The organism is Microbacterium sp. ISL-103, from assembly GCF_018613995.1.
GTDB lineage: Bacteria > Actinomycetota > Actinomycetes > Actinomycetales > Microbacteriaceae > Microbacterium.
In genome coordinates this window covers 1-9901 of the sequence record NZ_JAGGPD010000454.1, presented here as the reverse complement: position 1 = coordinate 9901, position 9901 = coordinate 1, and the positions used below count along the sequence as shown (strand labels likewise).

At 67.4% G+C, this 9901-nt stretch carries 10 protein-coding genes; 1 reads left to right on the top strand and 9 read right to left on the bottom strand.

All coding sequences use genetic code 11. The features are described from left to right. The 5 genes from J7E68_RS15725 to J7E68_RS15705 all read right to left on the bottom strand — a co-directional run. Positions 1-359 (bottom strand): cytochrome c oxidase subunit 4 (locus tag J7E68_RS15725; protein ID WP_215174149.1); only part of this gene is annotated, 359 nt, incomplete at its 3' end. A 3-nt stretch (positions 360-362) separates the two neighbouring features. After that, positions 363-2096, bottom strand: a complete 1734-nt coding sequence (ctaD, locus tag J7E68_RS15720; protein ID WP_215174147.1) for a cytochrome c oxidase subunit I — start codon at positions 2094-2096, stop codon at positions 363-365. A 3-nt stretch (positions 2097-2099) separates the two neighbouring features. Further along, the gene (gene coxB / locus J7E68_RS15715) at positions 2100-2999 is read right to left on the bottom strand and encodes a cytochrome c oxidase subunit II (RefSeq protein WP_215174145.1); all 900 of its coding nucleotides are present in this window, start codon (positions 2997-2999) and stop codon (positions 2100-2102) included. A gap of 96 nt (positions 3000-3095) precedes the next feature. Further along, a complete protein-coding gene (erpA, locus tag J7E68_RS15710; protein WP_215174143.1) occupies positions 3096-3461 on the bottom strand; it encodes an iron-sulfur cluster insertion protein ErpA in 366 nt (121 codons plus the stop codon). Positions 3462-3532: 71 nt separating this feature from the next. Further along, complete coding sequence (locus J7E68_RS15705) at positions 3533-4954, bottom strand: dipeptidase (protein ID WP_215174141.1); 1422 nt, start codon at positions 4952-4954, stop codon at positions 3533-3535. Positions 4955-4999: 45 nt separating this feature from the next. Between J7E68_RS15705 and J7E68_RS15700 the strand changes: the two genes are divergently transcribed. Next, positions 5000-5587, top strand: coding sequence for a DUF3043 domain-containing protein (locus tag J7E68_RS15700; protein WP_215174140.1), 588 nt, complete (start codon positions 5000-5002; stop codon positions 5585-5587). Positions 5588-5657: 70 nt separating this feature from the next. Here the strand turns inward: J7E68_RS15700 and J7E68_RS15695 are convergent, their stop codons facing one another. Genes J7E68_RS15695 through J7E68_RS15680 form a run of 4 tightly spaced genes read right to left on the bottom strand, consistent with a single transcriptional unit; the run spans position 5658 to position 9777 of the window. Beyond that, the gene (locus J7E68_RS15695; RefSeq protein WP_215174138.1) at positions 5658-6680 is read right to left on the bottom strand and encodes a quinone-dependent dihydroorotate dehydrogenase; all 1023 of its coding nucleotides are present in this window, start codon (positions 6678-6680) and stop codon (positions 5658-5660) included. A gap of 10 nt (positions 6681-6690) precedes the next feature. Next, positions 6691-7161, bottom strand: a complete 471-nt coding sequence (gene nrdR, locus J7E68_RS15690; RefSeq protein WP_215174136.1) for a transcriptional regulator NrdR — start codon at positions 7159-7161, stop codon at positions 6691-6693. A 10-nt stretch (positions 7162-7171) separates the two neighbouring features. Next, positions 7172-8479 carry a histidinol dehydrogenase gene (gene hisD, locus J7E68_RS15685; protein WP_215174153.1) on the bottom strand — a complete coding sequence of 436 codons (1308 nt, stop codon included), beginning with the start codon at positions 8477-8479 and terminating at the stop codon, positions 7172-7174. After that, complete coding sequence (locus J7E68_RS15680; RefSeq protein ID WP_251049060.1) at positions 8479-9777, bottom strand: hypothetical protein; 1299 nt, start codon at positions 9775-9777, stop codon at positions 8479-8481. Before J7E68_RS15680 ends, hisD begins: the two co-directional genes overlap by 1 nt. Positions 9778-9901: the final 124 nt, after the last annotated feature.

Sequence of the window (9901 nt, the reverse complement as noted above, 5' to 3'; positions counted from 1 at the left end):
GGGAGCAGGAAGTGTCCGCCGGCCAGTCCGACGACGAAGATACCGGCAGAACCCGCGAGCACGATCGGCCACCACGACCAGGGGCTGAACTCGCCGAGTTCAGGGTCTCCATCGTCGATGTCACTCGTGAGGATGTCTTCCGGCAGCTCGCCGTTCTGCGCCTTGTGAGTGCGGTCGAGATAGAACGCGATCATCGCGCCCATGCACGCTGCGAAGAACAGCGCCACGGTGCCGACCCATTCGATCCGCGCCGCGAAGTTCTCGGCCGGCGTGGCCAGGATGTGCCAGCCGGTGTACACGACACCGACGAGTGCGAAGAAGGCGGTCAGAACCCACCAGAGGATGACGTTGTCGCGCATGGCTCAGTGGCCCTCTCGCTCGCCGGGCGCGGCAGGAGTGAACTCGGCCGCCTCCGGGTGGTTCAGATCGAACGCGGGACGCTCGCTGCGGATTCGCGGGATCGACGTGAAGTTGTGGCGCGGCGGCGGGCAGGACGTCGCCCACTCGAGCGATGCTCCGTAGCCCCACGGGTCGTTGACCGTGACCTTCGGCGCCTTGCGAGCCGTGATCCATACGTTCAGGAAGAAGGGCAGCATCGACGCACCGAGGATGATCGCACCGATCGTGGAGACCTGGTTGCCCCAGGTCCATCCGTCTTCCGGCGAGTAGTCCGCGTAGCGACGCACCATGCCGTCGACACCCAGCCAGTGCTGGATGAGGAACGTCATGTGGAAGCCGATGAACAGCATCCAGAAGTGCACGTAGCCCAGGCGCTCGTTGAGCATGCGTCCGGTCCACTTCGGCCACCAGAAGTAGAAGCCGGCGAACATCGCGAACACGACGGTGCCGAAGACGACGTAGTGGAAGTGCGCGACGACGAAGTACGAGTCGGACAGGTGGAAGTCCAGCGGCGGGGCCGCGAGGATCACGCCGGTCAGGCCACCGAAGACGAACGAGACGAGGAAGCCGAGGGCGAAGACCATCGGAGTCTCGAACGTGACGGACCCTCGCCAGAGCGTGCCGATCCAGTTGAAGATCTTCACACCCGTCGGCACGGCGATGAGCATCGTCATCAGCGCGAAGAACGGCAGAAGCACGGATCCCGTCACGTACATATGGTGAGCCCAGACCGCCACGGAGAGCGCCGCGATCGCGATCGTCGCGTAGACGAGCGTCTTGTAGCCGAAGATCGGCTTGCGGCTGAAGACCGGGAAGATCTCGGACACGATGCCGAAGAACGGCAGCGCGATGATGTACACCTCGGGGTGACCGAAGAACCAGAAGAGGTGCTGCCAGAGCAGGACACCGCCGTTGGCAGGGTCGTAGATGTGTGCGCCGAGCACACGGTCGGCACCGGCGGCGAAGATCGCTGCGGCGAGGACCGGGAAGGCCATCAGGATCAGGAGGCTCGTGATCAGCGTGTTCCACGAGAAGATCGGCATGCGCCACATCGTCATACCCGGGGCGCGCATCGTGATCACGGTGGTGATGAAGTTCACGGCACCGAGGATCGTTCCGAAGCCCGAGATGCCCAGGCCGAGCATCCAGAGGTTTCCACCCGCACCCGGCGAGAACGACGCACTGGCGAGAGGCTGGTATGCGAACCAGCCGAACGACGCCGCACCCTGAGGGGTGAGGAAGCCGGCAACGGCGATCGTCGATCCGAAGAGGAAGAGCCAGAACGCGAAGGCGTTCAGACGCGGGAACGCGACATCCGGTGCGCCGAGCTGCAGGGGCAGGATCGCGTTCGCGAAGCCCGCGAAGAGCGGCGTCGCGAACATGAGGAGCATGATCGTGCCGTGCATCGTGAAGAGCTGGTTGTACTGCTCCTTCGTCGGGATGATCTGCATTCCCGGCGCGAAGAGCTCGGCACGGATGACGAGGGCCATCACGCCGCCCAGGAGGAAGAACAGCACCGAGGCGATGAGGTACATGTACCCGATCGTCTTGTGGTCGGTGGCGGTGATCCACTTGACGACGATGTTGCCCTTCTGCTCGACGCGCGAGGAGCTCATCAGAGCGGCCTGGCGGGCGGGCAGAGTGGTGGGACGGGAGCGAGGGGCCTCGTCGGTGCGGGGGGCTTCAGTGGTCGACATGGCTTACTCCTCTCCTTCCTCGGAGGTCGGGGCGGTGGTGCCCGGGTAGTTCGACAGACGGTCGTACGCGTCTGTGATGTCTCCGGTGTTGCCCTCTTCTTCGAGCGACTGGAGATAGGCGTCGTATTCGTCCTGCTCGACGACCTTGACGTTGAACAGCATCATCGAGTGGTACTCACCGCACAGCTCGGCGCACTTGCCGGCGTACTCGCCGACTCGCGTCGGGATGAAGGACCAGGAGTTGTCCTTCCCGATGTACATGTCCTTCTTGTAGAGGAAGTCGATGATCCAGAACGAGTGGATCACATCACGAGACTGCAGGTCGATGGTGACCTTCTGGTCGACCGGCAGAACCAGCGTGGGCAACTGCGACTGGTCGATGGTGCCATCGGCCGCCGGCTGCGCCTGGATGCCCATGGTCCACACGGCGTCGGAGTTGTCCTCTTCTTCGCCGTCGTACTGGAAGTCCCATGCCCACTGCTTGGCGATGGCGGTGATCTCGACGTCGGGGTCGTCCCACTTCGCCTCGATCTCGCTCTGATCGCGAGCGGTGAAGAAGAACATGCCGAGCACGAGGATCAACGGCACGACCGTGTAGAAGATCTCGATCGGCATGTTGTAGCGCATCTGCACCGGCAGACCGGTCTGCCCCTTGCGGCGTCGATAGGCGATCGCGGCCCAGGCCATCAGGCCCCAGGTGATCACGCCGACGGCGAGCAGGACGATCCAGGAGTTGACCCAGAGCGACGAAACGCGCTCGGTCTGGTTGGTGGCCGCAGGCTCACCCTCCACGAAGCCAGGGAGGTAACCGTTCAGCTCGGTGGCAGTACATCCCGCCAGGGCCACGGCTGCCGCTACTCCCAGAGGAAGAGCGGCCCAACGAAGGCGGCGTTTCGAGGGCACGATGCACCTTTCAGATTGCGGACAGGGCACACCCAAGTCTAGGGCAACCTCACACCTGATTCATGCCAACCACGCAGGTTGACGGAGGGCTTCAGATCAGTGGAAGCTGTCTCCGCAGGCGCAGCTGCCGGCGGCGTTGGGGTTGTCGATCGTGAAGCCCTGCTCCGAGATCGTGTCCTTGAAGTCGATCGATGCGCCGTCGAGGTACGGGACGCTCATGTTGTCGATGATGACCTCGACGCCGTCGAAGTCGACGGTCACGTCATCCTCGAGGAATCGCTCGTCGAAGTACAGCTGGTAGATCAGGCCGGAGCATCCACCGGGCTGGACGGCGACGCGCAGACGAAGGTCGTCGCGGCCTTCCTGCTCGAGGAGGTTCTTCACCTTGATCGCCGCGGCGTCGGTCAGCTTCACGCCGTGCGCCTGGGTGGTCTCTGCTGAGGTCAGTGTGATGTCGCTCATGTCGCTCCTTGTGACGGGCCGTGCATGCACGGCTGGTAACTCGATTTTACCCTCAGCCTCGGCGATCGGGCTCAGATGATGATGTCGTTCATGCGAGAGAGCAGCAGCGCCTCGGTCGCCACGGCGTGGCGGAAGGTGTCGAGGTGCAGCGATTCGTTGGGACTGTGCGCCCTGGAGTGCGGATCCTCGACACCTGTCACGAGGATCTGCGCGGCGGGGAACTCGCGAACGAGATCCGCGATGAACGGGATCGATCCGCCCACGCCCAGGTCGATCGGGGCGACGCCGTAGCCGTCGCGCATGGCGTCTCGGGTGAGGGCCACGGCCCAGCCGCTCGTGTCGACGAGGAAGCCGTTGCCGAGGTCGACGTCGGAGAAGGTGAGCTCGGCGCCGAACGGCGCATGGGCGCGCAGGTGGGCCTCGAGGGCGGCGTACGCCTCTTCACCCGTCTGGCCCGGAGCGACTCGCGCGCTGATGACCACGGTCACCTCCGGAAGCAGCGTGTTGGAGGCTGCAGCGACGCTCGTCGCGTCGATGCCGATCACCGTGACGGACGGCTTGTTCCAGATGCGACTCAGGATGGTGCCGTCGCCGATCGGCGACGTACCCGGAAGGAGGCCAGCCTCGTCGCGAAGCGTTTCCTCGCTGTACTCCGGAGTCGGCGCGTCGCGCTCCGTCATCCCCTCGACCGCGACGGAGCCGTCCTCGTTCCACAGGGTCGAGAGCATCTTCACGGTCGTCATCATGGCATCGGGGACCGCTCCCCCGAACATCCCCGAGTGCGACGCGTGGTCGAGCGTGCGCACACGGACCGTGAAGCGGGCGTTCCCGCGCAGCGACACCGTCAGGCCGGGGGTGACGGAATCCCAGTTGCCGGAATCCGCCACGACGATGGCGTCCGCGCGCAGCGCCTCCTTGTTGTCGGAGAGGAACTGGGCGAACGAGCGGGAACCGTATTCCTCCTCGCCCTCGATGAACATCGCGATGCCGAGTTCGAGGTCGTCCCCCACCACCTGCGCGACCGCACGGATCGAGGCGATGTGCGCCATGATCCCGGCCTTGTCGTCAGCGGCGCCGCGGCCGTACAGACGGCCGTCCCTGACGGTGGGCTCGAACGGCGGGGTCTCCCAGAGCGCGTCGTCTCCCGGAGGCTGCACGTCGTGGTGGGCGTAGAGGAGGATCGTCGGCTTGCCGTTGCGGGCAGCGCGCGTGGCGAGCACCGCCGGCTGACCGTGCTCATCGGTGCCGGGAACGGCGGCCCGAAGCACGCGGACGTCATCGAAGACCCCGGTGTCCCTGGCCAGAGCGGCCACAGCCTCGGAGCTGCGTTCGAGCTGAGTCTGGTCGAACGCGGGCCATGCCATGCCTGGAATGCGGACGAGGTGTCCGAGGTCGCTGAGCGCTGCGGGGAAGCCTGTCGCGGCCGCCTCGAGGATGGCGGGCTCTCGCTCGCTGGACAGATTCTGGTCACCGGGCTGGGCAGGAGATGTCATGCGAGTAATCTTAAGGTGATCCGCTTCACCGAACCGAGGAACCTCGTGGCTACTACCCCTGTCTCCCGTCCGACGAACGACGACGCCCCCGAGACGCCCGCGTCTGGCAAAGGACGCGCGACGCCGACCAGGGCCGAGCAGGAGGCGGCGCGCCGCCGCCCACTCGTCGCGAACACCAAGGAGGCCAAGGCCGCCGCCCGCGCCGAGCTCAACGAGCGCCGCAATCGCGCGCAGGCCGGTCTCGCGGCCGGCGAGGAGAAGTACCTTCCGGCGCGAGACAAGGGCGCGCAGCGTCGGTGGGTCCGCGACTATGTGGATGCCGGATGGCACCCCGCCGAATTCGTCATGGGCGTGATGGTGCTCGTGATCCTCGTGTCTTTGCTTCCCGCCAACCTCGCGATCGGCGGATTCGCCGTAGCCGGCTGGGCCTACCTCGTCATGATGGCGTACCTGATCCTCGCGATCGGCGGCATGGTGCTGCTGGGTATGCGCGTCAAGCGCAAGGTCGCGGCGAAGTTCGGCAAGGAGCGCATGGAACGCGGTCTGGGCTGGTACGCCGCGATGCGGTCGCTGCAGATGCGATTCATGCGCCTGCCCAAGCCGCAGGTCAAGCGCGGCGACCGCCCCGCCTGATTCCCCACGTCATCGAAGAGGCGCCTCCCGCTGCGAGCAGGAGGCGCCTCTTCCGTCTGTGCGTGCTGCCTCAGCGGCCCACGAGTCCCCTGTTGATCTCCCGACCCCAGAACGGGCCTCGATACAGGAACGCGGTGTACCCCTGCACGAGGGTCGCACCCGCCGCGAGCCGCTCCTTCACATCCGAGGGAGTCTCCACTCCCCCGACGGCGATCACGCAGAAGTCGGACGGGACGACCGTGCGCACGAGGCGGAGCACCTGCAGCGACCGTTCCTTGAGCGGTGCTCCCGACAGCCCGCCCGCGCCGGCTGCCTCGACCGTCGCCGAGTCGGTCGACAGCCCGTCGCGGCTGATCGTGGTGTTGTGCGCGATGATCCCCGCGAGGCCTTCGTCGACCGCGAGCTGCGCGATGGCCGAGATCTCCTCATCGGGGAGGTCCGGTGCGATCTTCACCAGCAGAGGAGTGGAACCGGATGCCGCGCGCACGGCGCGCAGCAGTGGCGCGAGCGTCTCGACCGCCTGCAGGCCGCGAAGGCCCGGCGTGTTGGGCGACGAGACGTTCACGGCGAGATAGTCGGCGAGCGGGGCGAGCCTGGTCGCGGACGCGACGTAGTCCGCCGTCGCCTCGTGCACCTCGACCACGCGGCTCTTGCCGATGTTGACGCCGATCACGGTGTCCGGGGCTCCGCGCCGGAGTTTCGCGAGACGCCGGGCCACCGCATCCGCGCCTTCGTTGTTGAAGCCCATCCGATTGATGACGGCGCGATCCTCGATGAGCCGGAAGAGCCTCGGCTTCGGGTTGCCTTCCTGCGGCACGGCGGTGACCGTGCCGATCTCGACGTGCCCGAAGCCGAGAGCAGCGAGCCCCCTGACGCCGACCGCGTTCTTGTCGAACCCGGCCGCGACGCCGAACGGCGACGGGAAGCTCAGACCGAGCGCGTCGACCCGCAGCGACGGATCGGGTTTCGTCATCGCACGGGTCGCCCAGGAGAACGGCGGGCGACCGAGGACGCGGATCACCGCCATCCCGGCGTGGTGGGCGAACTCGGGGTCGAAGCGCGACAGGACAGCGCGAAAGAGCAGCGGATACATCCCTGCCAGATTACCGGTCGGCGGGTGCGGTGCTCACGTGATCGGCGCGCAGATCGGTGATCGCGCTCTCGAAGTCCTCGAGCGATTCGAAGGCCTGGTAGACGCTGGCGAACCGCAGGTAGGCGACCTCGTCGAGGTCGCGGAGGGGTCCGAGGATCGCGAGCCCGATCTCGTTCGCATCGAGCTGCGAGACACCGGTCTGTCGCACGGCCTCTTCGACCCGCTGAGCGAGCACGGCGAGGTCGGCCTCGGTGACAGGGCGCCCTTGGCACGCCTTCCGCACACCGGAGATGCCCTTCTCGCGGCTGAAGGGCTCCATGACGCCCGACCTCTTGATGACGTTGAGGCTGGCCGTCTCGGTGGTGGTGAAGCGACCGCCGCACTCCGGGCACTGTCGACGCCTGCGGATGGACAGCCCGTCGTCGCTGGTGCGGGAATCGATGACCCGAGAATCCGAGTGACGGCAGAAGGGGCAGTGCATCTGACCGATCCTACGCGGTGAACCGCGCCTCGACGGCCTCACCGTGCGCGGGCAGCACCTCGGTGTTGGCGAGAGCGACGACACCGGCGCGCACCTCGGCGAGGGCGGCCCGATCGTAGGAGATCACCTGCTGCGGACGCAGGAACGTGTAGGCGCCGAGCCCAGGCGCATACCGGGCCTGTCCGCCGGTCGGCAGGACGTGGTTGCTGCCCGCCATGTAGTCGCCGAGGCTCACCGGCGTGTGTTCGCCGACGAACATGGCGCCGGCGCTCGTGAACGACGGCGCAGCCGATTCCGCATCCGCCAGGTGCAGCTCGAGGTGCTCGGGCGCGTAGGCGTTGCTGAACGCCGTGGCCATCGCCCGGTCGTCGACCAGCACGATCGCCGACTGGGGCCCGTCCAGGGCTGCGGCGACCCGATCCGCGTGCCGCGTGGACGTGGCCTGGCTCGCTACTTCCGCGACGACGCGCTGCGCGAGATCGGGAGAATCCGTGACGAGCACGGCGGAGGCCTGCTCGTCGTGCTCGGCCTGGCTGACGAGGTCTGCCGCGATCAGGCGCGGGTCTGCGGCGGCATCGGCGACGACGAGGATCTCCGTCGCCCCCGCCTCGGAGTCGGTTCCGACGACGCCCGCGACAGCGCGCTTCGCGGAGGCGACGTAGTTGTTCCCGGGGCCCGAGAGCACGTCGACCGGATCGAGACCGATGTCGGCGACGCCGTGGGCGAAGGCGCCGATCGCTCCGGCGCCGCCCATCGCGTAGACCTCGGTCACCCCGAGAAGGCCGGCTGCTGCGAGGATCGTCGGGTGGACGCGTCCGCCCTGATCCTGCTGCGGCGGTGATGCGAGGGCGATCTGCTCGACACCTGCGATCTGCGCAGGCACGACGTTCATGATCACGCTCGACGGATAGACCGCCTTGCCTCCGGGGATGTAGACCCCGACCCGGTGGACCGGCTGCCAGCGCTGAGTGATCGTCGCGCCGGCGCCGATCTCGGTGATCTGCGTCGGCGGCACCTGGGCTGCCGACGCCAGCCGCACACGACGGATCGCTTCCTCGAGAGCGGCACGGACAGCCGGCTCGAGCACCTCCAGCGCATCGGCGATGTGCTGCGCGGGCACGCGGATGTCGTGGCTGACGACACGGTCGAAGCGCTCCGCCTGCTCGCGCAGGGCGTCGCCACCGCGCACTCTGACGTCGTCGACGATCCGCGCCGCCGTGTCGAGCGCTTCCGCTCGTGCCTGGGTGGCGCGCGGCACGGCCGCGAGCATGTCAGCCGGCGAGAGCTCGCGCCCCCGCAGATCGATCGTGCGCAAGATCAGCCCTTCGTGATGTCTGCGATGTCGTGCAGGTAGCCGATGCGGCCGTCGTCGTGCCGGACGACGTAGGCCCCGCCGCGGTCTTCGATGACGAGAGCCCAGGCGTTCGGACCGACGCGGAAGATCGCATCGCCCCGCTCGTCGTGGACGTCTCTGTCCGTGGGGGCGAGGATCCAGAACGGCTGCGGCGTCGGGGCCGCGTCCCTGGGGTTGGTCGCGTCGATGTCGGTCAGGTCGTCGACGGCGGGGAAGGCCGTCGTCTCGGGAGACGAGACATCCTGCGCACGTGCCCCCATGAGTGACTCGATGCTGCCCGTGTCGGAGACGATCTCGGGCTCCTGACCCCACGATTGACGCGAGTACACGGGCGTGTACTCCTCGTCGGGCGACGGCGCCGGCGCCGGATCCGTTCCTGTGCCGCCCCCGGACGCATGCGAGGCGAGCGGGACCTGGTCGGCGAGATCGAGGCGCGCGACCTCGTCCGTCGCCTGCTGCCCGGAGAGCTCGACGTCGAGCCCCGACGCCGGCACAACGGTCGGGTATGGAGCCGGGGCCGACGCGTGGGGAGCTGCTTCGTCCTCATGCGAGGTCGACACCGGATCGACTGCGTGTTCGAGGGCCGGGCTCGGGCTCTCGCCGGTCGCGGCCGGTATGTGGCCGTCGGAGGTCGCGGGCTCGGGGCGAGGGCGGGCGATGACAGGCCGCACCGGATTCGCGTTGCGGTGCGCCAGGGTGACGAGGCGACCGTGGAAGTCCTCCTTGATCCCGGGCACCAGCGGCGCGAACACGGTGAGCACGACGAGTGCGAGCATCGCGACGAGCTGGACGATTCCGTTCCAGTTCAACCCGAAGGCCTCCAATTCGATCGCGAAGGCGACCGCGTTCCACAGAGCGCCGAGCCAGTAGACGGCGGCGACTGAGAACGCGACGGAGGCGAACTGGTCGATGCCCAGCGAACCGACCCTGCGGATCCCCTCAGGGGAGAAACGGCGGAGCACGAGCAGGAACACGGCGACCGTCGGCACTCCGATCGGGAGGATCCACTGGATACCCGTGCCCCAGATGGACGTCTCGGCGATATGCGGGAAGAACGAGGCGACGAAGGCGACGAGCCAGGCGCCGACGATGAGGAGCTCGCGCAGAGTGAATCCGAGGATGCCGAACTCAGGCGTCACCTCATCGTCGTAGAGAACGCCGTCCTCGTCGGAGAAGACCTCGTCGACGACGGTCTCGGATGCCACGGCGGCGCCGTCTGCATCGGAGCCATCGCTGTTCGGGAAGGGGGATTCCGTGCTCATGGGATGGTCCTTTCGTCACGGTGCGGGGCCTCGGACGCCCTGCACCCAACGCGTCCTGATCCTACCCGGTGAGCCGGGGAGGCTGTCATGGGGAGTCCTCCCCACCACCCGGGCCCATCACCCC

Excerpts from the sequence above, each read along its gene's own strand:
- erpA (WP_215174143.1), bottom strand. The coding sequence starts at position 3,461 with ATGAGCGACATCACACTGACCTCAGCAGAGACCACCCAGGCGCACGGC.
- ctaD (WP_215174147.1), bottom strand. The coding sequence starts at position 2,096 with ATGTCGACCACTGAAGCCCCCCGCACCGACGAGGCCCCTCGCTCCCGT.
- J7E68_RS15680 (WP_251049060.1), bottom strand. The coding sequence starts at position 9,777 with ATGAGCACGGAATCCCCCTTCCCGAACAGCGATGGCTCCGATGCAGAC.
- J7E68_RS15695 (WP_215174138.1), bottom strand. The coding sequence starts at position 6,680 with ATGTATCCGCTGCTCTTTCGCGCTGTCCTGTCGCGCTTCGACCCCGAG.
- nrdR (WP_215174136.1), bottom strand. The coding sequence starts at position 7,161 with ATGCACTGCCCCTTCTGCCGTCACTCGGATTCTCGGGTCATCGATTCC.
- J7E68_RS15705 (WP_215174141.1), bottom strand. The coding sequence starts at position 4,954 with ATGACATCTCCTGCCCAGCCCGGTGACCAGAATCTGTCCAGCGAGCGA.